The organism is Desulfosporosinus sp. Sb-LF, from assembly GCF_004766055.1.
GTDB lineage: Bacteria > Bacillota > Desulfitobacteriia > Desulfitobacteriales > Desulfitobacteriaceae > Desulfosporosinus.
Genome location: NZ_SPQR01000004.1, coordinates 132,212 through 156,755 on the forward strand (window position 1 = coordinate 132,212; position 24,544 = coordinate 156,755).

17 protein-coding genes and 1 pseudogene are annotated in these 24,544 nt (G+C 40.7%); 4 read left to right on the plus strand and 14 right to left on the minus strand.

Annotated features, from left to right (window positions below; all coding sequences use genetic code 11):
• Nucleotides 1–61 precede the first annotated feature (61 nt).
• The gene (locus tag E4K68_RS07120) at nucleotides 62–232 is read left to right on the plus strand and encodes a DUF1540 domain-containing protein (RefSeq protein WP_135378247.1); all 171 of its coding nucleotides are present in this window, start codon (nucleotides 62–64) and stop codon (nucleotides 230–232) included.
• A 266-nt stretch (nucleotides 233–498) separates the two neighbouring features.
• Here E4K68_RS07120 and E4K68_RS07125 read toward each other — a convergent pair whose 3' ends face one another.
• From E4K68_RS07125 to E4K68_RS07155, 7 genes and pseudogenes are all read right to left on the minus strand, one after another.
• Nucleotides 499–4,017, minus strand: coding sequence for a bifunctional glycogen debranching protein GlgX/4-alpha-glucanotransferase (locus tag E4K68_RS07125; protein WP_135378248.1), 3,519 nt, complete (start codon nucleotides 4,015–4,017; stop codon nucleotides 499–501).
• Nucleotides 4,018–4,108: 91 nt separating this feature from the next.
• Nucleotides 4,109–5,539, minus strand: a complete 1,431-nt coding sequence (glgA, locus tag E4K68_RS07130) for a glycogen synthase GlgA (RefSeq protein WP_135378249.1) — start codon at nucleotides 5,537–5,539, stop codon at nucleotides 4,109–4,111.
• Between the two features lie 20 nt (nucleotides 5,540–5,559).
• The gene (gene glgD, locus E4K68_RS07135; protein WP_135378250.1) at nucleotides 5,560–6,684 is read right to left on the minus strand and encodes a glucose-1-phosphate adenylyltransferase subunit GlgD; all 1,125 of its coding nucleotides are present in this window, start codon (nucleotides 6,682–6,684) and stop codon (nucleotides 5,560–5,562) included.
• Nucleotides 6,685–6,710: 26 nt separating this feature from the next.
• Complete coding sequence (locus E4K68_RS07140; RefSeq protein ID WP_135378251.1) at nucleotides 6,711–7,904, minus strand: glucose-1-phosphate adenylyltransferase; 1,194 nt, start codon at nucleotides 7,902–7,904, stop codon at nucleotides 6,711–6,713.
• A gap of 60 nt (nucleotides 7,905–7,964) precedes the next feature.
• Nucleotides 7,965–10,412: a glycogen/starch/alpha-glucan phosphorylase gene (locus E4K68_RS07145; RefSeq protein ID WP_135378252.1), complete on the minus strand. Its 2,448-nt coding sequence runs from the start codon at nucleotides 10,410–10,412 to the stop codon at nucleotides 7,965–7,967.
• Nucleotides 10,364–12,322, minus strand: coding sequence for a 1,4-alpha-glucan branching protein GlgB (gene glgB, locus E4K68_RS07150; protein WP_135378253.1), 1,959 nt, complete (start codon nucleotides 12,320–12,322; stop codon nucleotides 10,364–10,366). The genes E4K68_RS07145 and glgB overlap by 49 nt, the downstream gene beginning before the upstream one ends.
• 161 nt (nucleotides 12,323–12,483) lie before the next feature.
• Nucleotides 12,484–13,196: pseudogene (locus E4K68_RS07155) on the minus strand (DUF1287 domain-containing protein).
• A 206-nt stretch (nucleotides 13,197–13,402) separates the two neighbouring features.
• Between E4K68_RS07155 and E4K68_RS07160 the strand changes: the two are divergent.
• Nucleotides 13,403–13,600 (plus strand): PspC domain-containing protein, encoded by a 198-nt coding sequence (locus E4K68_RS07160; RefSeq protein ID WP_135378254.1) that lies wholly within the window; start codon nucleotides 13,403–13,405, stop codon nucleotides 13,598–13,600.
• Nucleotides 13,601–13,678: 78 nt separating this feature from the next.
• Here the strand turns inward: E4K68_RS07160 and E4K68_RS07165 are convergent, their stop codons facing one another.
• The 6 genes from E4K68_RS07165 to E4K68_RS07190 form a co-directional block, all read right to left on the minus strand.
• Nucleotides 13,679–15,667, minus strand: a complete 1,989-nt coding sequence (locus E4K68_RS07165) for a heterodisulfide reductase-related iron-sulfur binding cluster (protein WP_135378255.1) — start codon at nucleotides 15,665–15,667, stop codon at nucleotides 13,679–13,681.
• A gap of 762 nt (nucleotides 15,668–16,429) precedes the next feature.
• Nucleotides 16,430–16,798: a bacillithiol system redox-active protein YtxJ gene (ytxJ, locus tag E4K68_RS07170; protein WP_135378256.1), complete on the minus strand. Its 369-nt coding sequence runs from the start codon at nucleotides 16,796–16,798 to the stop codon at nucleotides 16,430–16,432.
• Between the two features lie 110 nt (nucleotides 16,799–16,908).
• A complete protein-coding gene (locus E4K68_RS07175; RefSeq protein ID WP_135378257.1) occupies nucleotides 16,909–17,682 on the minus strand; it encodes an ABC transporter permease in 774 nt (257 codons plus the stop codon).
• Nucleotides 17,679–18,434: an ABC transporter ATP-binding protein gene (locus tag E4K68_RS07180; protein WP_135378258.1), complete on the minus strand. Its 756-nt coding sequence runs from the start codon at nucleotides 18,432–18,434 to the stop codon at nucleotides 17,679–17,681. The genes E4K68_RS07175 and E4K68_RS07180 overlap by 4 nt, the downstream gene beginning before the upstream one ends.
• A gap of 95 nt (nucleotides 18,435–18,529) precedes the next feature.
• Nucleotides 18,530–19,513 carry a MetQ/NlpA family ABC transporter substrate-binding protein gene (locus E4K68_RS07185; RefSeq protein WP_135378259.1) on the minus strand — a complete coding sequence of 328 codons (984 nt, stop codon included), beginning with the start codon at nucleotides 19,511–19,513 and terminating at the stop codon, nucleotides 18,530–18,532.
• A gap of 279 nt (nucleotides 19,514–19,792) precedes the next feature.
• Nucleotides 19,793–21,082, minus strand: a complete 1,290-nt coding sequence (locus E4K68_RS07190; RefSeq protein ID WP_135378260.1) for a S1C family serine protease — start codon at nucleotides 21,080–21,082, stop codon at nucleotides 19,793–19,795.
• Between the two features lie 277 nt (nucleotides 21,083–21,359).
• Between E4K68_RS07190 and E4K68_RS07195 the strand changes: the two genes are divergently transcribed.
• On the plus strand, nucleotides 21,360–22,424 hold the full coding sequence (locus tag E4K68_RS07195; protein WP_135378440.1) for an aromatic acid exporter family protein: 1,065 nt from the start codon (nucleotides 21,360–21,362) through the stop codon (nucleotides 22,422–22,424).
• 47 nt (nucleotides 22,425–22,471) lie between these two features.
• Here E4K68_RS07195 and E4K68_RS07200 read toward each other — a convergent pair whose 3' ends face one another.
• Nucleotides 22,472–23,032, minus strand: coding sequence for a site-specific integrase (locus E4K68_RS07200; protein WP_135378261.1), 561 nt, complete (start codon nucleotides 23,030–23,032; stop codon nucleotides 22,472–22,474).
• 429 nt (nucleotides 23,033–23,461) lie between these two features.
• Between E4K68_RS07200 and E4K68_RS07205 the strand changes: the two genes are divergently transcribed.
• On the plus strand, nucleotides 23,462–24,418 hold the full coding sequence (locus E4K68_RS07205) for a hypothetical protein (RefSeq protein WP_135378262.1): 957 nt from the start codon (nucleotides 23,462–23,464) through the stop codon (nucleotides 24,416–24,418).
• Nucleotides 24,419–24,544 lie beyond the last annotated feature (126 nt).

Below are 24,544 nucleotides of genomic sequence, written 5' to 3' on the forward strand. Positions count from 1 at the left end.
TCATCAAATCGAAAAATATGGGGAAAATAGTTTAGAATTCAATTAAAGGGAGGAATGTTTTATGTCAGCTGCAAAGAAAATGCCTCAACCAAACGGAGGAATTAAATGTATGGTCAATACTTGCCATTATTATGGTTCAGGCGATCATTGCCATGCAGACAAAATTGAAGTCCAATCTCCTAATGCCAGTACCACAGAAATGACTGACTGCGTTACTTTTCTACCAGAATAACAGCAAACATAGTACCTTTTGTTTATGAATTCAAGGCTTGTCCGATTGGGCAAGCCTTGAATTTTTCTTGTGTGAGGATCAGATCGTACTCAAGTACAATTCCGTCTAGGCGAACTGATAAAGAACTGAATCAAAACCCTTCGACCTAGAGCACACGCAAAGGCTGGTTCTCCCAGCCTTTGTTAGGACATAGCAATGTCCATTTAGTAAAATAATTGCATTATAAATTCTCGTTTTTCTCAAGCAACATGGTTGAAATTATGGTATCAGCTAAATATCCTAAACCTCTTTGTGTTCTCCGCTAAACTACGGAGCCAAATCTTAATTTCATCCAAATCCAAATTCCTAGCCAACTGCCACTGCCAATTTCCATGGATTGTTCCTGGGACATTCATTCTGGCTTCTTCCCCAAACCCCAATATATCTTGCATAGGTAGGATAACCCATTCTGCTCGGCTTCGATAGACTTCTTCGATCAACTCACGACATATTTGCTTGTTTTGGACCTTTTGGTCCACACCACTTCGACTTAGATTTTTTTCTTTTGCGGAATTAGTCTTCTCGTACCAACCTAACAAGGTGTTGTTGTCATGAGTTCCAGAATAATAGACAAAATTCCGATCACTATTTATTGATATCTCTTGCAAAGGCGTAAACTGAAGTACCTTCATTCCTGGGAACTCGAAAATTTGTTTTAAAACATTAACCTCCGGTGTGATGACACCCAGGTCTTCCACGATAAAGGGGCATTTTCCTAACGTTTCAAACACACTTTCAAAAAAACGCTTTCCGGGTCCCTTTATCCAGCGACCCTTTTCTGCTGTTTCTTCACCAGCATCTATCTCCCAATAAGCTTCAAAACCTCGAAAATGATCGAGACGAATGTAGTCAAATAGTTCTAATCCTAATTTTAGGCGTTTTTTCCACCAATCATACTGGGTAATGGCTAGAGCATCCCAGTTGTAGATCGGATTTCCCCATGATTGGCCAGTCTTACTAAAGTAGTCAGGGGGTACCCCCGCTGTTTTTGCTGGTTTACCATGCTCATCCAGAACAAACAAGCTGCGGTTAACCCATACGTCGCAGCTATCGGGAGCGACAAAATGAGGAATATCCCCTATTAGTGCAACTCCTTTTTCCTTAGAGTAAGTTTTAAGTTTATCCCATTCAAAGAAAAACGTATATTGTAAGAATTGTACAAAACCCATCTCGTCTCGGAAAAGCATAGCATACTCAGCTAATTTCTTCGTTTCACGTGAAGCAAGCGTAGGTTCCCAATCATACCATGGAACATCACCGAAATGTATCTTTAGGGCTCGGAACAGGCTGTAATCTTCCAGCCATAGTTTATTTTCGACTTGAAAGTGTAAAAAGCTTTCCTGTGAAAGGTAAGTTGACTTTGGAGAAGCAGACGACACGAAAGGATCGAATTTGATTTTAAGCTTCTTAATAAATTGTTGATAGGCTTCTTGAAGCAAATTATGTTTCAGCTCTTTTAAAGCTTGGTACAAGAACCCCGGCCGCAGGCCAAGGCTCCTCAGATGTTCGTACTTTGCACGAGTTTCCTCTAGGCTCAAGAGTCCCTCACTGATCATATGATCGAGACTAATAAACTCCGGATTTCCAGCAAAAACGGAGTCATTCTGATAAGGACAATCCCCTACTCCCGCTGGATTCAGGGGCAACACTTGCCACAAAGAATGTCCGGAGTCTGCTAGAAAATCTACAAACTCATAAGCTTCCTTCCCTAAATCTCCTGGGCCCCAAGAAGAGGACAGAGAACTGATATGTAGTAATACCCCACACGAGCGTTGAAGGTGCAAATGATTAGGCACCTTTTTTTGGTGCAACAAGGCTCTTGCACTCAGAGCATTTATTGGCAAGCAACTTAATGTTTCTGGATCAAGTTTTTTTCCGTCGATTAAGTCAATGACCGAAGCCGAAGGTTGAGAAAGCATAGTGTTAAGATTCAATGTTTTTGTTTCTTCATGATGACGATTGAGAAGGATTGTTATTTCTTCCTTATCCCCTGACCGTATGAAACCATAAATATCTGGTTCGAAATAAAACGGCCTAAAATCTCCCGTCTTCAATACTTCATATTCAGCGCGTAGGCGCAGGATTCGCCTATACCAATCCATGAGTTCCCGGTCTTCCTTGCCCCAAGGGTATGTTCCCCGATTATAGGGATCAGCATAGCCTTCCACGCCTGCTTCATCACCATAATAGATACACGGAACTCCGGGAAACGTCATTTGGACTAGACTTAACATTCTAAGCCTCTGTACAGCCAATTGTCGGGCAATAGGGGGCAGCCGAAAGAACCTCTGCTCTGTCTTAGACAGGCTCTGTTCTGGCGGTGCATCTCCGAATAGAGTCAAAATCCGTGCCGTATCATGACTTCCGATTAAATTCATGGCCGCATAAAAATTTTCTCTAGGATAATTCTCATATAAGCTCATAATCTCTTGATGAATAGAACCGGAGTCACTCTGTCCGAGGATAAAGCGGAGGAAACTAACACGAAAAGGATAGTTCATGGTTGCGTCAAGTTCATTACCTGAGAAATAGTCACGTATTTTGCCATAGCTTATTTTATTCGATGCATCTTCCCATACTTCTCCGATCAGAACAGCCTCGGGGTAAATGCTCTTGATCGCTTGCCGGAGTTCCTGAATAAACTCATCCGGAAGTTCATCGGCAACATCTAATCGCCAACCAGCGACACCCATGTTCATCCACTTATTAATGACACTTTCTTTCGCATCATAAATAAACTGTCTGTAGGAAGGGTCTAGCTCATTCACTTCCGGTAGAGAATCTACACCCCACCAGCATTGATACTCTTGTGCGTTTGATTCACAGGAATACCAAGTAGAATACGGAGAATCAGACGACTGGTAAGCACCTAACCCTGGATAATTGCCGTTTTTATTAAAGTAGATACTGTCACTTCCGGTGTGACTGAAGACACCATCTAAGATAATAGAAATTCCATTTTCCCTGGCAGTGTCAATTAATCGTTTGAAAACAACATCATCCCCATACATTGGATCGATCCTGTGATAATCTGCTGTATCATATTTGTGATTACTTGGAGCATCAAAAATAGGATTTAAATAAAGAATGCTGATGCCCAATTCTTTAAAGTAAGGTAATTTTTCTAAGACCCCTTGCAATGTTCCACCAAAAAAGTCCCAATCCGTGACCCTGCCCTGCTCATCCTTAATATAAATCGGTAGATCAGACCAATTGGCATGTAAAAGCGCATTTTTCCGAGGATAGGAGGTGAATTTGTTTTCATGATCGTGACAAAATCGATCGACAAAAACCTGATACATCATCCCTCGTTTATACCACTCAGGTATCGTCACCGGATTATAGACCGTAATTTGATAAGAAGGGGGTTCTTGTTCCCAGAGCTGACCTTGACCACCTAACTTTTTTGAGTTATTCCCGTAATAGTAAGTCTGAGCCCCTACCCGAATTATGAAATAGTACCAAATAAGCCCCGGGTCATGAGGTACTGCATAGTTCCCCTCGAATAATTTCTCTGTATCGCAGAACTCGGGCAACGTTAAAGTTGAATTTTGGCTATTCGCAGTAGTTAAATGCATGGAAATAGATATATCTCGATCTTTTTCCCAAAGACGAAGAACGCAGGTTTCTATAGGAACGGTCGAAAATGTTGTCAACCGGAGGATTATCTGCTGTCCACACGTGACTGCGCCAAACGGTTCACGGTAAAACAAATCGTGAGAATTGTGATACGCCTCAAAAAGCATTTTATTCACCTGTATCCTTGTTGATAATTAATCCCCACTTCATGGCTGATATATAGACTGAGGAGTTAGTTGGAGTTAGTAGCGATCGCGTCTATACTAACGACTCATAAATTTCAATATAGGCGTTTGCAGATCTATCCCAACTAAAATCGCTCTCCATAGCCGTCTGACATAGATTACTCCAAACCTTCTTATCTAATTTGTAAAGTCTTAAGGCATGTTGTACTGTAAACAAAAATTCATGGGCATTATAATTAACAAAACTAAATCCATTACCCGAACCGGTTATTTCATTGTAGGGGATAACCGTGTCCTTTAATCCGCCAGTTTCCCGGACGACCGGAATCGTCCCATAGCGCATGGCAATCATCTGAGCAATACCACAGGGTTCAAATCGAGAAGGCATTAAGAAAATGTCTGCCCCTGCATATATTTCATGCGCAAGTTTATCCGAAAATTCTAATCTAATAGCAAGTTTCTCTGGGTATTTTGCGGCGAAATAGCGGAGCATTTCCTCATAGCGGTTCTCTCCTGTACCGAGAATAACCATCTGCACCTCTTGCTCAAGAATTTCTTCCATGACGTGGGCCAAGAGATCCACACCTTTCTGGTCTACGAGTCGAGAGACCATTCCCAGTAATGCTCTATCCCCTCGAATTGGGAGTCCCGTAATAGTTTGCAAATGCTTTTTATTTTCTTCTTTAGCAAGAGGAAAATTGTTAAACGGCATTGCAATATAAGGGTCATTTAACGGATCGTAGGCCTCATAATCAATGCCATTTATGATACCCGATAGAGATTCACTCCTTGTCCGCAAAAGCCCATCCAGTTGTTCTCCGTAAAAGGGATTTTGGATTTCTAGGGCATACGTCGGACTCACCGTCGTAATTCGATCTGCATAAAGTAGAGCAGCCTTCATAAAGTTAACCCCACCGAAAAATTCCAAGGCTTCTTCAGAGTAATATTCTGTGCTTAATCCTACAATATCGCTAAGAACTTCCCCAGCAAAAACTCCTTGATATTTAAGGTTATGTATCGTAAACACCGTTTTTATTGGATAATAGAGGGGTTCACGACTATAAAACTCTTTAAGCATGAGTGGGATCAAGGCAGTATGCCAATCATGACAATGTATAATATCGGGTTTAAACCCTGGAATGTGAATTAGACTTTCAAGAGCTGCACGAGAAAAAAAAGCAAATCGCTCCGCATCATCATATTCTCCATAAACCTGTGAGCGTGAAAAATAATACTCATTGTCAATGAAATAATAATGAACCCCTTGATAAACCATTCCCTCTAGGCCACAATATTGTTGACGCCAAGCCACTTGAACGTCGAAATGGGCCAAATGTTTAAACTCCCTTTGTAAATGCTCAGGAATGGTGCTGTATTTGGGCATAATCACCCGAACATCAACACCCTGTTTATGCAAAAAGGCTGGTAACGAACCCAATACTTCACCTAAACCACCTGTTTTAGCAAAAGGATCGGCTTCTGCAGTTACAAGAACGATTTTCATATTCTCACGCCTTTCGAATTCTAGATCACAGTTCTTTTCAGCACAACCAAGGGGTTATTCAAACTCCCTTTTAGAACATTTTCTCCATTGACCTTCACCGATTTATCGAGTATGGCATATTCTGTTTGAGCAGTTGCATGGATATGGCATTTCGACATAATAATACTATTTTTTATTCTGCATCCCGGTTCAATAGTTACCCCTCGAAAAATAATTGAATTTATGACTTCTCCTGCAATAGAGCACCCGCTAGCAATCAATGAGTTGCTGACCTTAGCCTGTGATGTGTATTGAGTGGGAGGATTATCCACAATCTTTGTATGGACACGATCGATCCCCAACCATAGTTTTTCGCGAAGTTCTAGATTCAGGAGATCCATACTTCGATCAAAGTAATCCTTAATTGTGCGAATCGTCCCGATCAATGAACACGTTGGACTGCCATATATTTTAAGAACCTCGAGATTTGAAGTTAAAATATTCATTAAGTCAATACAACCAACGGAACTATATTTTTCAACGATATCTAATAAAAGCTCTCGCCTGATTATTAACATATTCACAAAACGATATGGAAAGAGCTCATCAGAGCTTTTGACACTCTTTTTGTCTTGAATATCTAACACTTTCTGATCCTCATCCATATCGAGAAACACTTCATTCGACAGATCAGCTAAGTTATCATTGTCCTTATACATTAAGGTAACGTCTGCATGCTTATCTTTGTGAAATTCAAGTGCGTTCTTAAAATTAATATTGAATATTTGATCCCCACTCGTAATGACAACGTTATCTACATAATCTTTCTCTAAGTACTCCAAATTGTGTTGTAAATCCTTAATACAAAACGTATGTTCATTCCCAGCCAAACCATGCATAACTCCCGGTAAAATAAACAATCCCCCGTCTTTCCGCTCCAGAAACCAGTCTTTTCCAGCCCCCAAATGATCCAGAAGCGGTCTGTATTGGTGCGGTGTAACCAATCCGATGGTCCTTATACCAGAATTAACCATGCTTGATAAGGCAAAATCCAGAATTCGATATCTTCCTCCAAAGGGTACAGCTGCTATTGGCCTTTCGAGTGCAAGTCCTTGCAGACTGTCAGACCCGCTATTAGCAAAAATAATTCCTATAGCGTTCGACACCAGTTCTCCCACCTTTCGAAATCGTTTTATCGAGCCCTATAGGCATTTGTACCAGCTTCGATAACAGAACCCTCAGTTACTATATGATGATCCTCTATTACCGTGATCCCTTCTTGATCCGGAGCGACTCGTCCCTCAGCACCTATAATACAGTGACTCATAATTTCCGCATTTTCACCAACAATGGAATTGAGAATGACTGAACCATCGTGAACTTTTACATAAGGTAACAAAATAGAATCATTAATTTGGACCCCTTCCCCGACATAAACCCCTGGTCCTAGGATTGAATTGTTCACCTTGCCATGAACAACACACCCATTACAGATAAGACTGCTCTCAATCTTGGCAGAAGAACCTACAAAGTGTGGGGGTAAGATATCCTCATTCGAAAATATCCGAAACTTCGGATCGAAAATATTAAGAAAATGGCCCTCTCGCAAGGACTCCATATTGGCATGATAATAGCTTTCGATTGTACCAACATCTCGCCAATACCCCTCAAACTTGTAAGCGTAAACTCGTTTCTCTTGTTTTAATTGATGAGGAATAATATTTTTGCCAAAGTCGTTTTGAGACCCATAATCTTCAGCATCATCAATTAAGGCTTGTTTAAGTGTTGACCAGTTAAAAATATAGACACCCATGGAAGCAAGATCACTCTCCGGTTGAGTAGGTTTCTCTGTAAATCTTGTTATCCGAGCGTCACCATCAACAGATAAAATTCCGAACCGAGAAGCTTCCTCCCAAGGAACTTGAATGGTTGCAATGGTAATTTCCGAATTTTTCTCTTTATGAAACTTTAGCATTTGGGTGTAGTCCATTCTATAGACATGATCTCCTGAAAGGATGATCACATAATCAGGATCGTAAAAATCAATAAATTCGTAGTTCTGGTACACGGCATTCGCTGTTCCGTTATACCAGCTTCCTTCTGCTTCACCTAGAAAAGGGGGAAGAATATGGACTCCTCCAAATGGATTATCAAAGTCCCAAGCGGAGCCCAAACCGATATATGAATTAAGTAGAAATGGCTTATATTGAATAAGAACACCTACCGTGTTAATATTCGAGTTTGTGCAATTGCTCAAAGTAAAGTCAATAATTCTATACTTACCACAGAATGAAACGGCTGGTTTAGCCCGATTTCGAGTTAAACCACCCAATCTACTTCCTTGTCCACCGGCTAATAACATCGCTACACATTCCTGTTTTTTCATACATTTTTCCCCTCCCTCTAATTAAGAAATCGTATTTCATAACGAATCTCCTTTCAGCACTTAACTGGAAGTTATATTATTAACCGTACGGTATCGGATTTTCCATATCTTATCGGCATATTCTCTGATTGTCCGATCACTTGAAAAGATACCTGACTCGGCAATATTAACAAGGGAAATACGGTTCCACTCTTTTTGATTCAAGTATAGTGTTTGGAGTTTTTCATGCATTTCAAGATATAGATGGAAATCTTTTAAGACAAAGAACTCATCATTGTATATTAAGAGGGAATCATATAAGCCTCGGAATTCTTCACCCATATTGTGGAAGAAACCACTGCTTAATTGATCAACACACATTCTAATATCGGAGTTGGCGTGGTATTCATCCCAGGGACTATACCCTCCATAACGGGTGTAATCCAACACTTGATCGGCAGTAAGCCCAAAGATAAAGATATTATCTTTGCCAACTGCTGTGTTTATTTCCACATTGGCTCCATCTAAAGTTCCTAATGTAAGAGCACCGTTCATCATAAATTTCATATTTCCGGTTCCAGAAGCCTCTTTACTCGCTGTAGATATCTGTTCACTAATGTCTGCCGCTGGATAAATCATCTCTCCCTGTGATACATTGAAATTCTCTAAAAATACGACCTTTAGCTTTTGACGGACTATGGGGTCATTCTCTATCTTCTGACTGAGAGCATTAATAAGCTTAATGACCGTTTTAGCATAGTGGTATCCAGGAGCGGCTTTTCCACCGAAGATGAAGGTTTGCGAACCTACTAATGACTCTGGGTCGTTTAAAGCCTTATTGTATAGGTGCATGATCTTTAGCACATTGAGCAATTGCCTTTTATAGGCATGTATTCTCTTGACTTGAACATCAAAAATAGAAAGGGGGTCGAGCTCAAGCCCCTGTTTCGTCTTGATTCTCTCTGCAAATCGACATTTATTTTCAAACTTTACTTTAGCGATCTGTTCTAGAAAACTGGAATCATCCTTGAACCTTATAAGTTTCTTTAGTTCTCCAGCATCTTCTTTCCAGGTTGGACCGATTGCCTCTGTTATCAAGCGAGACAATTTAGGATTGGCAGCTAACAGAAACCTCCTATGATTGACGCCATTGGTTTTATTATTAAATTTGTAACCGAAAATCTGATAGTAATCTTTAAAGACCTCTTTTTTGAGAATTTTGGTATGCAGTTGCGCAACACCATTTACCGATGAACTTCCGATCACTGCCAAATTTGCCATCCAAACATATCCATCTTTAATAATTTGAGTGTTATGAACCACATCCTCATCGTCCAGAAATCTGCGCGTCAAATCCTCCTTAAATCTTCGATCAATTTCTTCAATGATCTGATAGATTCTTGGCAAAAGACTTTTGACCAAATCAATCGGCCATTTTTCCATTGCTTCAGGCATAATGGTATGATTGGTAAACGACATGCTATTGACGGTGATATTCCAAGCCTCATCCCATTCCATTCCTTCTTCATCTATGAAGATACGCATCAGCTCAGGGATACATAAAACTGGATGAGTGTCATTAATGTGAACTGATATTCGTCGTGAAAAGTCTTGTAAGGAAATCAAATTGTTTTTCTTTTTATAACTTCTCACTATTGAACCTAAGCCAGCGGCAACAAAAAAATACTCTTGTTTAAGCCTTAACTCTCTTCCGGCACGACTACTATCGTCCGGATATAGAATGTACGATATAGCCTCAACTTCTGATTTGTAGCTTGTGGCCTGATAAAACTCCCCTCGATTGAAACAGGTCAAATCCAGTTCTCCATGAATCGTCTCTGCACTCCATAACCTCAAGTTGTTAATGTACATGGGATTATCATAGCTCATAATCGGTACATCATAAGGTATGGCCAGTACTTGTTCATAGTTATCATGATGAAAGGTTATTCGCCCCTCATTATATTCTGTTCTCACATTCCCTTTGAACTTTACAATAATACCCTTATTAGGCTTGCGTGTTTCCCAAGGATAACCACTCTTAAGCCAGTTATCAGCCACCTCAACCTGATTGCCGGAAACGATTCTTTGCTCAAATAAGCCATATTGATAGCGAATCCCATTACCATTCCCCTCAATTCCCAAAAAAGCCATTGAATCGAGGAAACAAGCAGCTAATCTTCCTAAACCTCCATTGCCCAAGCCTGGATCCGCTTCTTGTTCCAACAGATCTTCCAAATTGATGTTCAATTCGGACAAACCTTCTCTAACCAGATTTTCTATCTTAAAATTAACCAAATAATTATGAAGAAGCTTCCCGATCAAAAATTCCATTGAAAAATAATAGACTTGTTTTCCCTGTGACATGGAATTGTTATTTATCGCACGGTAATAACTCATTTTTTCTTTTAGCAATCCTACCAAGGCACTAAATTTGTCCCAATGAGTTGCTTCATTGGCGGTAATCCCTTCTCCCTCCATCAATTTCTTGAGATAGGCTTGCTTAAAGCTTTCCTTGTTTGAAAACATATTGTTTTTTCCTCCAATATCTCACTATTCGACTTGGGTTTTAAGATGATCAAGGCTAAGGGAGGCACTTTAAGGGTTATGGAAAACATTTGACCGTGCCATGGAACCTTCTCAGCGAAGAGGAACGACTGATTGACTCGATCCTTCCCCCCATAAATCTCTCGATCAGAATTAAATACTTCCTGATAGATTCCCTCGTCTGGGATGCCAATTCGGAAGTCCTCGTAATTATTGGTCTGAAAATTAATTAATATGATCAAAAAATCATTAACTTTCCGCGTTTTGCGACTAAAGACTAAAATACTCTGTTGGTGGTTATCGACATCGATCCATTCGAAACCTGACCAATCCAGTTCGTTTTCCCATAGAGCCTTTTCTCGCTGATAAAGCATATTTAACGCACAAACAAAATCTTGATGCTTTCTATGCATCTCATACTCCAATAGGAACCAATTCAGTTCTTCATCATAATTCCACTCGATAAATTGGGCAAAATCTCCACCCATAAACATTAATTTTTTACCGGGGTGGCACATCCAATAACCATATAAACATCTTAGTCCCGCAAATTTCTGCCAGTAATCGCCTGGCATTCTATTTAGTAATGACTTTTTGCCATGCACGACTTCATCGTGAGATAAAGGGAGAATGTAATTTTCAGAAAAGGCGTAGGTCAATGAAAACGTTAAAAGTTTATGATTGTCTTTGCGTTGGGGAAAATCCAAACTCATATATCGCAAAGTATCATTCATCCAACCCATATTCCACTTAAAGTTATACCCTAGCCCGTCTACATAAGGTGGATAGGTAACAAGCGGCCAGTCAGTCGATTCCTCTGCAATCATTAATGTTCCCGGGTAATCTTTAAAGATCACTTCATTGAGTCTTTGCATAAAAGCAACCGCCTGGAGATTTTCTCTTCCTCCGTGAATATTACGTTTCCAGGAATGGGCTGGTTTTTCGAAATCTAGATAGAGCATACTGCTTACCCCGTCCACTCGTATCCCATCGACATGAAATTGATCAAGCCAAAACACTGCATTAGAAATGAGATAACTCCACACCTCAGTTTTTGCAAAATTAAAGTTATACGTTCCCCATTGCGCATTTTCTTCGTTTTCATAAACCGCCATGCCATTAAATCGACTTAGGCCGTGGGAATCTTTACAGAAATGACCCGGTACCCAGTCTAAGATGACGCCAATCCCTGATTGATGACATTGATTGACGAAATACATAAAATCATCTGGATTGCCGTATCTACTGGTGCATGAGTAATAGCCAGTGACTTGATAACCCCAAGATCCGTCAAAAGGATGTTCTAAAATAGGCATTAACTCAATGTGGGTATATCCTAGTTTAAGCACATAGTCTAGCAACTCCACCGCTAATGTTCGCCAGGTATAAAAACTTCCATCCTCGTTCTTTTTCCAGGAGCCTAAATGAACTTCGTAAATTAAAAGGGGCATCTCCTTGACCTTGACCTCTTTTTTATTTTCAATCCATGTTTGATCTTGCCAATTAAAGCTCTCTAGAGAATAGACGATCGATGCTGTTGCAGGTCTTAACTCAGAGGAGAAGGAAAAAGGATCGGATTTCAGAAAAACTTTTCCGTCCTTAGTGTGTACTTCATATTTGTATAACTGCCCTCGAAGGTCCTCAGGCATGAAGAGAGTCCATACCCCACTATTTCCCATTTCAACCATAGAACTATTATTTGTGGAACACCAATTATTAAAGTCTCCAACAAGGCTAACATTAAGCACATCAGGCACCCAAACTGCAAAATGTGTCCCTTGAATAGCATCACATTCTATGATATGCGCACCAAGTTTCAAGTAGCTGTGGTACATTTCTCCAATATTAAAAAGATATATTTCATCTTGATTAAGAAAACATTCTTTGTGCATAATATCACCAACCTCTTTACTCTAGTCCAATCCTGATAATAACTATTCTCCTAATAAATGGATTATCCTTCCTCCTTTTGTAAATTATTTACAAAAGGTTCCCTCCTGTTCAAGTGAATTCCTATAGTTAGCATGATGTTTCCGGAAAAATGATCGTTCATTTAGAAAGAGAGTCCGTACCAAAAAATGGTATGGACTCTCTTTCTATAATTGAAAAGTTTTTGATATATTCCTGTTAAAAAACGAGGGAACCGAAAATGCCCAGTGATTGGAGAAGGCCAACTAAGTAGTTGTTCCGTTTCGCTAGTGGTTGGTCCTGGATTATGGAGAATATAGGGTACCCCATCCGGTCGGCGTTTGTCAGAAACAACTGCTATGTGTTCGTTTGGTTGGGCAAAAGTGACGATATCTCCCGCCTGCCAGTTTTGAAGATTCTCCACATTCCCTGGCCTTATTTCCAGGGTTAATCTCTGAGCGTGACGTTGAAAAAAATGAGGAGGTTTGCAACCCCACGGAAATCAATGTTTGAGTCTGGTTGCCCCCCCAATCGTGAATACTCTTCTGGGCGTTCCCGTATATCTTTATCAACTAAGATTCTTAGATCATAGCCAGCATTCATTAGAGCTCTCCCTACCACGTCTGTACAGACCCCTTCACTCTCTGGCGGATAACCACCTTGGTAATAAGCACTGCGATACTGAGGTTTGTTTCGCACTTCTGCTTTGGCACCTGCCAGAATATCTCTTAAATCGTCCAGACCGTCACTGTCTTTATCAATCTGACAAGCAATGGGCGAAATCTTCACCGATGGGCTAGGGAGAACCATGCCATAAGGCCAATATCTCCACAATCTAAGTCCTGCGAAGACGATCATCAGTAAGGTTAGAAAGGCAACGACCCAAAAACGATTGGTGCGTTTATTGATCAGGGACGTTTTCACCTTAATTCAATCCCCCTCTAAAAAACTTTCTAAGAAAAGTAACATTTGGATCACATTAGACGTAATAAGAGTGTAACGAAAACAAACAGCCGATAGCACAGATAGCAGGTTCAAAAGAGTATCGAAAGTGAGGGAAAGTAATGTCAAAACGATTGAATCGGTCTAGTCTGGATAAACAACTTGGTGGGGTCTGTGGAGGGGTTGCCGAGTACTTAGATCTTGACCCTAGCCTCGTACGGCTGGGAGCAATTCTTCTTTTATTGGTAGGTGGAACCGGACTTTTAGCCTATCTCGTCGCTTGGCTCGTGATCCCATTGGATACTTGTAAAAGTCACTAACCATTTTACTAGTACTTCACAACAGACGTTTGCAAAGACCCAATTCTGACTTCTCGAAATCAGACAGGGTCTTTTTTTCTAAAGTGACTCGCAAACAATCTCTGCAATATCCATTATTTGTATATCTATTTCTGAACTCTTTCCAGCTTCAGTCAGTGTTGTTAGGCATAATGGGCATGAACTGGCCAAAATATCAGGCTCCGTTCTAAGTGCCTTTTTGAAGAGCAGGCCATTAATTGCTTGCTCTTTATTGTCTTCCATCCATATTCGCCCGCCGCCAGCTCCACAACAAAAGGCCTTCGATCGATTATTTTTCATCTCTACCAATTCAAGTCCAGGAATTGAGGTCAATACATCTCTTGGTGCCTCATAAATACCGTTATATCTCCCTAAATAACAGGGGTCGTGAAAGGTAACTTTTCTTTCATTCGCTAACTTGGGTACTATCTTACCGGATTTAAGAAAGTCTAAAATTAACTCGGAATGGTGGATTACGTGATAGTGCCCCCCAAATTGTTGGTAATCATTTTTTAGAGTGTTATAACAATGAGGACAATGAGTGACTATCGTCTTAAATTTATACCGGTTTAAAGTCTCGATATTTTTAAGCGCCAACGTTTGGAAGAGTTTTTCATTGCCAAGACGCCTAACAGAATCCCCACAACAATTTTCGTCCATTCCCAATATGGCATAATCAACTCCAGCATTTTCTAAGATCTTGAACATGATCTGCGATACCTTTTTATTGCGAGATTCATATGAACCGAAACAACCGACCCAATATAAAATATCCGTCTGCCTCTTCTCACTACTAAGAAGGGAAACCTTCGACTCTTTTGTCAGATAATACTTACGGTCTAACCTTAGCCCCCAGGGATTTCCCACTTCTGAGATACCTTTATAGACCTTCTGAACCTCAGGTGGATAGTCTGTACTCTCAGTGCTCAGGCTTCGTCTCATATCCACAATTCTCTTTATATGTTCTATAAAGATGGGGCATTTATCTTCGCAAAGTCCGCAAGTAGTACATGACCATAGCGTCTCTTTAGAAATTACCTTATCAGTGAGTGGTAATGACTTGATCTTGTCTCTTACTCTGAACCAGGAATTCTGCTCGATAGAGTGACGTTTTAAACGTTGAATCATGATTCTTGGAGATAAGGGAGCTCCACTTGAGTAAGCGGGGCAACCTTTCTGACACCTTCCGCAGGAAATACAGGCATCCAATTCAAGAAGCTGTTTCTTACTAAACTCTTCCAGTCGAGAAGATCCTATAGTCATGTCTTCTGTGGATATTCTTTCGACCGATGTTAACCCTCCTATAGTGTTCAAAGATCTCAAAAAAATGTTGAGTGAAGATGCAATCATGTGAAACAACTTGGAATGAGGGATATAAGCAATAAACCCAAAAGCCAACAACATATGAAAATACCATAAAGAGGCATGTGAAGATAAGGCTGATTGAATGGAGAATCCTAATAGTTGAAATACCACAGAGAAAAACAGACCAACCGGTGTCCAATAAGCCCAAAGATCATCCGTAACGTAAATCCGCAAACCCTCTATAACAAAGCCCGTAAATAGAATGGAAAACGTTAGAATCAATAAAACTGCATCATCGAGGGTGTAATCGTCATGGTCTGGTTTATCAATATAACGTTTATAGGTAGCCATTCCGATTCCAATCATGGCAATTAGTCCAAATATATCCATTAAAAAACTGAGGATTAAATACTTCTTCCCATAAAATAGCGGAATTCCAAAATGATCCTGGATGGCGATAACTAAGGTTCCTAGGGTCAAAATGAGAAACCCATAAAAAACCCCTAAATGCATGAATCGGCGGAAAGTCCCCCGAAAAATTTCTGTGTCATGCTTAATCACAACAGAGAAACACATCTTCAATCTCAAAACAAAGTTATCATACCTAATAGGTCGCCCCTGTTCCCAACTCTTAATTTTCTTATAACAACCCAAAGTGAAAATAAGGAAAGCTACTAAAGCAAATAAGTACATTAATTCCTTACCATGGATATTCCAATAGATCTGTCTGGTTTCCTCCTCCATATAAACACCTCAATTATTTATGAAAGTCAGAAAGTACCTTTGGCGCTATCATAAAACTTGTGATAAAGCCATTTTTATTAAAGCTTCCTGATTGACCGCGTTCCGGAATTTCCATTCTAACAACGAAAATACCTTACCCCAATCTCGGAGTAAGGTATTAATCTAAATTATATCATAGGTTATTGCATGATTTCTAGCCGCCAGTAAACTGTTGAGTATTCATTACTTTTTCACTGAATAGGATTCTTCGGGAGAATTGCCTTCGTCAGCAAACCATCCAAATTACTTTTACTTTATCATGTTTTTTCTGTTGGCACAGGACTCGGGGGGTGACACCGCATACTTCATTTTACAATCCTCGCAGACCTGCATACCATGATCTACATACAAATCCTCTTCTAGGACTTCAACATTACACCTCGCACATTTAGACAACTCAATCCCTACTTTCAAGTTCTACTTTGATGATGAACACTTAATTAAATTAACTCAAAGATAGCGGATCTATTCTTGTAGAAAAATAAGTCCTTTTTAGACTCGCTCTGACAAAGTAGGGGTCGAAATGTCAACCTGAAGTAATTTAAGGAATATCAATGTTTCGAGAACTTTTTATACTGCTCTTCTTATATCAAGGACATTGTTGAGAACCTAACAAACACTTGTGCCATAGTCTAAATGAACACTAGCCTTATACTTAGATACAAAAGGGATTCCTTCGCACGAGGGTGAAGGAATCCCTTTTGTTAGGTTATTCAAGGTTGCTTAAAGGTTTAAATTAAAAGGAAGGCTCTCCCCTACCAAAGCTTTTTTAATGTTATCCTGGGTCACTGCTTGGTGTGAAGTATGCCATATGACTTTCCCGTCACTAATCAGGAGCACTTGAGGAGATTGATGCTTAACTCCCAAATCCTCAGCGGCTTGGTTGGAAACCGGCCGAGACTCAATTACTTTAACCATAGTCACAAGAACATCCTCTGAATTTTCATTGATAAAATCCTGTACCTCTTTCCATGCACGTGCACTGACAGGGCATGATGTACTATGTTTAAATAATAGTATTTTACGTCGGCTAGACTCTTTCAAAATCTCTTCTAATTCTTCCGAAATGGTAATTTCCTTGAATTCCGGCATCGTTTTCTCCCCCTTCTAGGTCTGTATAATTATAACAAAAACACCCTTGTATATAAAGTCGGCTCTCTCATACTATGATGCATCCCGTTTACACAGACATTTTCTTTCATTTAATGGCTCTTTACCCGTTGCCAACGACATAAGATTGTTTCAAATATATCTACTGCAATAAATAAACTGACTCCAAGTAGAGCCATCATAATAATTCCAGCAAACATCTCGTCTGGAGCAGCACGGCTCCACGCATCCATTATGAAATATCCTAATCCTTCGGTCGTAGCAAACGATTCGGCAAAAAACAAAACAGCAATTGCTGTTCCCATACTTAAGCGAAGAGACGTCAAAACATCTGGCAAACTCGCAGGAAGGAGTACGTACCTATAAACTTGGACCCGATTTCCTCCTAGAGAACGTAGCGAAGAAATTGTTTCACTCGGTACTTTGCGAACCGCGTCACGTGTTGTGACCAAAATTTGAAAAAAGACAATAAAGGTGATGAGGAAAATCTTCGAACTATCGCCCAGTCCGAAAAACAAGAGAATTAAGGGAAGAAAGACAATCTTTGGGATAGGATAGGTTATATAGACTAATGGGGCAAAAAAACGATCAATTCTCCGTTCATAACCCATAATCAGGCCCAGAGGCAGCCCAAAAAATAACGAGAGTAACGTTGAAATGATGACACGGTAGGTGCTGACCCAAAAGTGTCTCCCCAAATTCGATTCAAACAGCAGCCGAATGGTAGCATTCAAAGCTGCCTCAGGTGTCGGCAGAAGAGGCGTCTTAAGGCTCCAAGTTGCAAAATGCCAGAGTGCTATTAAAAAAAGAGTAGCCCCCACGTACCCAAAGAGCTGTCCATGGAATTCTCGACCTTGCTGGGTCATTTGGCCATCCCCCCTTCAAGAAGAGAACGGACATAGCTGGTTTTCTGGAAAAATTCTGATGTCTGACGATAGCCAGTTTGTCCAACGCGAGGATTAAGGATTTCGCCCATAACATGTGTTGGGCGGCCATCTGCTAGCACTAAAATACGGCTACCTAGAAAAACAGCCTCTTCAATACTGTGTGTCACAATAACTGTCGTTAATTTGTTTTCTTGCCATATTTCTAATAAAAGTTTTTGAAGTCGTTCGCGAGTCAAAGCGTCGAGTGCTGACAAAGGCTCATCCATTAACAACAGATCCGGTCGTAAGGTTAACGCACGAGCTAACGCCACTCTTTGTCTTTGTCCCCCACTCAATTGGCTGGGAAAATGATGTTTCACTTCCCACAACCCCATCTTATGGATCATTTCTTCGACTACTTTTTGATACTCTCGCTTTGCTATATGCCTTACTCGCAAACCTAAACTAACATTCTTTTCCACATTAAGCCAAGGAAAGAGCCCATATTCTTGGAGGATGAAGGCTGTTTTTTGACGGGTACCCATCACACGCTCACCCAAAACCTTTATTTCTCCGCTTGTCGGTTGCAACAAACCGGATAAAAGATAAAGAAGTGTGCTTTTTCCACAGCCGGAGGGACCTATCAAGACTAAGCATTCACCTGATTCAATCTTTAAATTGAAATGGTCATAGACCTTGACCTGTGACGATCCCTGAACATAAGCCAGATCACAATTAGAAACTTCAATCACAGGTTATTCTCTCCTTAATATTTAGAATCAGAGGTCGGAGGAGCAAGTTCAAAGGTAGAACCATGAACTTGCTCCTCCGATATTATGTGGGTACTTTATTTTGGGAGAAGATTTGAGTCCACTAACTCCTGATAGCTATAAGCTTGAGGAATGAGTTTTTTATCAACCATCCATTTCATAACACTACTGACTTCTTCTTCTGTGGGAAGCTGAAGCTTCGAGAAGGTCGGAGTCTTGTAACTTTCTTTTAATTCAGAAGGAATTTGAGCCTTTTCCAAGAAAAGACTGCGATATTGATCCGGATTTTTACTCAAAGCTTGTCCAGCGTTGCCATAAACACGTACGGCAGCTTTGATTCCCTCGGTGTTCTCCTGAATGCTCTTTGTCCTAAACAAAAAGACAGTCTGAGAAATATTACGATAGGTGTCATCTACGATCAGATGAGCCCCCTTGGCTTGTGCTAGAGAAGCTAATGGATCAGGGAGACAGGCGACATTAATCTGGTCAGAAAGCAACATATCTACACGTACGGGCATTTTAGGGATTGACATCTTCTTCACGTCAGTTAACGGAACTCCTTTATCCAGGAGCATTTTTTCGCTGACATAGTCAATTATCGAGTTTTGGGAAATCCCAAGTGTCGCCCCTTTTAATCCTTGTGGATCGTTGATTTTCGACTTGGGAGACGATAAAATTGCAAAACGACCTTCCTGAGGGGTTGCACCCAGTCCAATCGAAGCAATTTTAACATCCGTACCGAGTTTCTTTAAAAGTGCTACTGCCAGCATATCCGCTACTTCTCCATCAATTTGTCCTGCTTGCAGTGCTGTATCCCGCTCCAGGGCACTTGCAAAACTGATCAATTCTACTTTAACTCCTTCGTTGGCATAGAGTCCGTCTTTTTCCGCAACATAGAACGGTAAATTATCTTCAATCGGCAACACTCCGATTCTAACAGTCTTACCTACACTTTTCGGTTCATTGCCTTCTGGGGCTTTTGTGGTAGCACAACCAGAAACAAAAATGGCTAGACTAAGAACGATACTTAATAAACAAAAACTCAAACAACGTTGTCTCATTTAAACTCGACACTCCTCATCCTAAAAACTATTCTCATCTTTAAACTAATCTTTGAAAACATAATTTTTAGTATATTCGACATAGATTTTGTTATTCCTTTTCCACCTTCACATATCTTGTAAAAGACGTCTACCTCTCCCCAACTATTCCTCTCCTGAAACAGACGTGAAATATGCTCCGAGAGAATAGGCAAATGACAGAAGTACCTTGTCCAAGTAAATCAGAAAAAGAATACCAGACAGATAAGTCTAGTATTCTTCACTTTACCTTACTTAACGTTATTTCTCAGCATTTTCTGGCGGACGGCCTGAATTCGGTTCATCCGATAATTTAGAGGCTTGAGGCACCGCCAGTTCAGTGAGTGGTGGCGTAGGGGGTACACTATTTTTCTTTTTCCTCAAAATTATTAAGACACCACCTAACCCAATAACCACCACAGCGCTCCCAGCAATCCATAGCCAATAGTCCTTCAGGTCTTTTCGATCCTTACCTGATTCGATTCCTCTCTGAGATTTCGAGATATAGTCTGAAATCGCATTGTGTTTAGGATATAGGCGTTGAACTTCTTCGAATTTCGGAATGGCTTTCTTGTAATAATTCTGCCAGTACAATTGCAAACCTTCCTGCCAACGTTGGGTCACTGCCCCGGGTTTATTGACAGGCCCCCCCGCCTGACGGGCAAACTCTAGCACGGTGCTTGAAGGAATCGCCCAACCGATACCATCGCTCGAAGTAGCCGTAGCTATTCCAACTAACTTGCCCTCTTTGGAAATCACCGGCCCTCCACTGTTTCCAGGGTTAACATTAGCACTTAACTGTAAAACCGGCCCTTTATCCGTAGTTTTGCGTGCAGCGATGCTGCCAGTACTATAAGTGGAAACTAGAACAGATTTGTCATCTAAGAATCCTTCTAGATCTGCTTTGCCCGGATATCCGGCAATTGTCACTTTATCAGACGTTTGACTAGCATCAGATTCTTCAATTTGAATGATCGGTAAATTCATGGCGTCTATTTTAATAATTGCAACGTCTTTACCCTGCCCAAGGGGTGCACCATAACTCTTAATATCAAAGGTGAAGGAGTCCCCCCCAGGCATGATTACTTTGCTTACCTTCTGAAAATTGCTACGTTTCGTCGTACTTTTGGCAAAAGAATAGATGTCCGCGGCATAGTATCGGTCCTTTTTCAACAATTGTTCTTTCAGATCGTTTAGAAATAGATCATCCAATCTCTGTTTAGCATCCTTTTCCTCAAGCTTAGATGTCTCCACCACATGAGCATTGGTCACAATATATCCGTTTTCCGACAGAATTGCTCCCGACCCCATTCCACCATCATAATAAGGAACCTCTGATGGCACCCCGAGGTATTTAGATAGCGCTGAATCAAGCACGTAAGTAACAGAGTTAAAACTGACTACCCTTACTACTGCAGGCTTTGTGAATTCCGTGATCTTTGTCTCGGTCTCTACCGTGGGTAGTTGGTTGGAACAACCCGTCAGACTTAGAAAAATCACTAGCAAGAGCATTAATGCCAACAACCGCTTGATTGGTCTTGGTTTATACACAAATTCTCCTCCTCACTGTGTTGAATTTATTTTCATAATATGTAGGAGTGAAACTTATGTTCAACAAAGGCAACCTCGGCCTTGATAAAGACCACGTTTTTAGGACCTATATACTTGTCAATTGATATTCCATTATCTGTATGTTATTGGACACAGGACGTTGAGAATATAACTTCTCGTGGTTAATCATATGACAATGTTGTACAAACTTGGTACAATATAATTTAACGTCGGTATCTGCAAGGCAGAATTTGAATTGGCTGGGGAGAGGGTCGTATTGTATGTCGGGGCACGAATATTAAAAACTGGAATTGCCGTCACTTTGGCAATGTATCTATGCAAAATTCTTCATGTTGAACCAGCTGTTTTTGCAGCTATTTCTGTTGTGGTTAACATGCAACCTTCCGTTCGTAAAGCGTTGCATAATGCTTGGGAACAAGTATGGATTCATTTACTGAGTGTCGCCTTGGCCGTTCTTTTAGGGCTCGCTTTAGGGACGAGTCCTATGGTTACAGGTCTAGCTGTCATTCTCATCATTCTCCTGTGTAATCGGCTTGGATGGTCCGGGGGAATAACGATCGGCGTTGTGTCAATCGTCTTTGTGCTCGATTCACCGGCTAATCAATTTTTATATCATGCAGGAATTCGTTCTTTAGCAGTTTTCCTGGGTCTAGGGGTAGCTCTGGGTGTAAACCACATTCTCCTGCCTCCCGCACACAAGAAAAAACTCTATAATGAACTAGATCGACTCTTCCGCGACGCTTCCACCTACTTTCTAGACCGTGTGATCACATTTATTTCTTCTGCTTCTCTCGTATCTTTCATTGCCGAGCCTCCTGCGGAGTTATTAGAACGACTCGATATTATAATGGATCTTTATGAACACGGCAGAGAAGAATTAACCGAGCAAGATAATCCCAAACTCGTTGAGCGTGTTCTTGAAATTTGTCAGGGTTTCATTGAGCGAGGTCAAATTATCGGAGAGATGACGGCTCAGCGCATTCAACGACGTAATGCGCCTGATTCCCGAATACCTATTGATGGACTGAGTCCAGAATATCAAAGGATTCTAGATGTGCTCCTCGAAGGAGAAAGAAAGTTAGGATTCTGGGCACGTAAAGTAAACATCGGGTTGAACCAACCCCATGCTTCAGAAAAGGCTAAAGAAGACCTCGAATACTGGGCAGAATTTGATCAGGTTATGGATACTTGGCAGCGTACCGTAAGTGGTGTTTTTTATCTGAGAGCCATGATGGAAATCGCTGTCGTTGCTACTGAACTTCGCTGGGCTGAACGTCGGATGAGAAAGCTCTACGATCTGGGCTCTTTTAATCAGGAATAGACTGAATAGGAATGATACGAGACAGTCCAAATAGAACGATCGAAAGGTCATAAATTAAGATTTAAGTAGACATCATCCAATTCATCTTGGGTAATGCCTATGTAGCGAAGAGTTTCTTTCGGTGAAGAATGATTTAGTAAAGCTTGAATACGGGTCACGTCAACTCCAGCAATGTAAGCATGGTATCCAAACGTTTTGCGTAACGTATGGGTACCAATTTTATCTTGTATCCCAACGGTCCTCGCCGCTTCATTAATGATTCGATAAGCGTGTTGCCGGGTGATCGACTCGCCACCCTTACGAGAAGGAAATAAGGCTGCCCCTGGGTGGAAATCTGCTAAATATTCTTTCAGAGCTTTAATAACCGTATCGCTAAACGGAAACGCCTTAGTCTTTCCTGTTTTCTTCTCGCGGAGGGTAATTCGGTCTTTGACCTTCCCTTTCTCATCCAAGACATCAGAAACCCTCAGTTTTAGGAGATCACTGACTCTAAGCCCAGAATTGATGCCAAGTGTAAAAAGTGCATAATCTCTCAAATTGCTCCCTCTAAGGAGCTTTTTTATTCCCTCTATCTTTTTTCGATCCCGTATTGGTTCGACAAATTCCATGTGATGCCATCCTCCGTCTTTCTCCATAACTACTGGGGCCTTACCCCTAAATAATTGGTATTGAAACCAAGAAATGTCCTTATGTGTCATAAACAAGTTTAACATATATTTATGACACATTAAAGAATAATCGTATTAATTTATGAAGACGGAAAAAAACCTGAACCTTATGGTACGTCTGGGTTTTCGCTCTTTCCGCCAATGTGACACACTCCCGTTGTGTAACATTCGTTTTATAAGTGAAATCTACTAGTAGAATTCAAGGGTTTAGCGCAATATCACCTAAAAATCATCCTTAATCTGAGGAAAAAAATAATACTTTAAACCATTTTGCACCAATGGTATACTTAATGTATACAAGTATACCATTGCAATGTATTACTACTCAATAATTGTTATATACCTTTGGTAAACTGAGGAGGAAGAAATATGAGCGAAGAAACAACCACGACCGCAAAACCTGATTCATATTCTGTCAAAACAACCACGGATGTCACCGAAAGGGTTCAAGAATTAACCAAGAAGACTGGACTGAATCACAAAGATTTATTTGCAGCGATGGTAACCCGTTATTATTCAGAGCTGGAATCTGGTAGCGACTTGGATCGCAGTGACGACATGCAGCAAATCCGGTATCATCTGAACCGAGCAGAGAACATCTTTCTAGGGTCTCTCCAAAAGGTACAAGATCTAAAAAGAGACTTTTCCGAACATCTTGAAACTCAGAAAGCGCAGCATAAAGAAAAGCAGGAAGATCTTCAAGCGAAAAACAGCAATATAACCAAGGAGTTGGAAAAACGATCTACTGCCCAATCAGAACTTGAAAATCGACTACAAGAAACCTTAGCTCGTAACCAAGAGTTAGAGGATACAAATCGAACGAACCGGGTGACGGTTGATTTACTAGGTCAGAAGCTGGAAAACTTGGAGCAGAAAGCTGCAGCAGTGGATCCCTTAAAGGCTAAGATCACAGAGCTCCGAGGACAAACATCTTCTTATCAGCAGATCATTGCCAATCTCCAAGCAGAATTGGGGATAGCGCAGCAAACCATAACTAACCTAGAGGAACGTCGAACAAAGGCTGAAGAAACGGCTCTTAAGCACGAAGAAGAAGTGCGAACAACCTACGAAAAAACTATACAACAGCTTCAGGAAGTCCACTCACTCGAAGTGGATAAAACCCTTTTGGAGTCTGAACGTCGAGTTTTAGAAATGATGCAGAAAATTAAAGAGGATTATGGTCAGAAAGTCGAAGATCTTTTAGTTAAAAACGACGCCTTAAGAACGAAGTATCAAGAGTTAACGGAGAAAATATACATCTTGGAACTTGAGCGCCTGAGATTAGATAACCAATCACAAGCCACTAAACATCCGACAACTGATTAATAGAATTCCCATGAAAGCTAATTAGCATAATTATAGTTCGGATTTTCAAAGACACGGTAATAAAAGGATGGTTCTTTTTAGAGGTCCCTCTTAATCACATGAAAAAGATCATATTTATGAGGCCAT

Excerpts from the sequence above, each read along its gene's own strand:
- E4K68_RS07165 (WP_135378255.1), bottom strand. The coding sequence starts at position 15,667 with ATGGAGGAGGAAACCAGACAGATCTATTGGAATATCCATGGTAAGGAA.
- E4K68_RS07200 (WP_135378261.1), bottom strand. The coding sequence starts at position 23,032 with ATGGAATTTGTCGAACCAATACGGGATCGAAAAAAGATAGAGGGAATA.
- E4K68_RS07185 (WP_135378259.1), bottom strand. The coding sequence starts at position 19,513 with ATGAGACAACGTTGTTTGAGTTTTTGTTTATTAAGTATCGTTCTTAGT.
- E4K68_RS07145 (WP_135378252.1), bottom strand. The coding sequence starts at position 10,412 with ATGTTTTCAAACAAGGAAAGCTTTAAGCAAGCCTATCTCAAGAAATTG.
- ytxJ (WP_135378256.1), bottom strand. The coding sequence starts at position 16,798 with ATGCCGGAATTCAAGGAAATTACCATTTCGGAAGAATTAGAAGAGATT.
- E4K68_RS07140 (WP_135378251.1), bottom strand. The coding sequence starts at position 7,904 with ATGAAAAAACAGGAATGTGTAGCGATGTTATTAGCCGGTGGACAAGGA.
- glgB (WP_135378253.1), bottom strand. The coding sequence starts at position 12,322 with ATGCACAAAGAATGTTTTCTTAATCAAGATGAAATATATCTTTTTAAT.
- E4K68_RS07120 (WP_135378247.1), top strand. The coding sequence starts at position 62 with ATGTCAGCTGCAAAGAAAATGCCTCAACCAAACGGAGGAATTAAATGT.
- E4K68_RS07160 (WP_135378254.1), top strand. The coding sequence starts at position 13,403 with ATGTCAAAACGATTGAATCGGTCTAGTCTGGATAAACAACTTGGTGGG.
- E4K68_RS07175 (WP_135378257.1), bottom strand. The coding sequence starts at position 17,682 with ATGACCCAGCAAGGTCGAGAATTCCATGGACAGCTCTTTGGGTACGTG.
- glgA (WP_135378249.1), bottom strand. The coding sequence starts at position 5,539 with ATGAAAATCGTTCTTGTAACTGCAGAAGCCGATCCTTTTGCTAAAACA.
- E4K68_RS07205 (WP_135378262.1), top strand. The coding sequence starts at position 23,462 with ATGAGCGAAGAAACAACCACGACCGCAAAACCTGATTCATATTCTGTC.
- E4K68_RS07125 (WP_135378248.1), bottom strand. The coding sequence starts at position 4,017 with ATGCTTTTTGAGGCGTATCACAATTCTCACGATTTGTTTTACCGTGAA.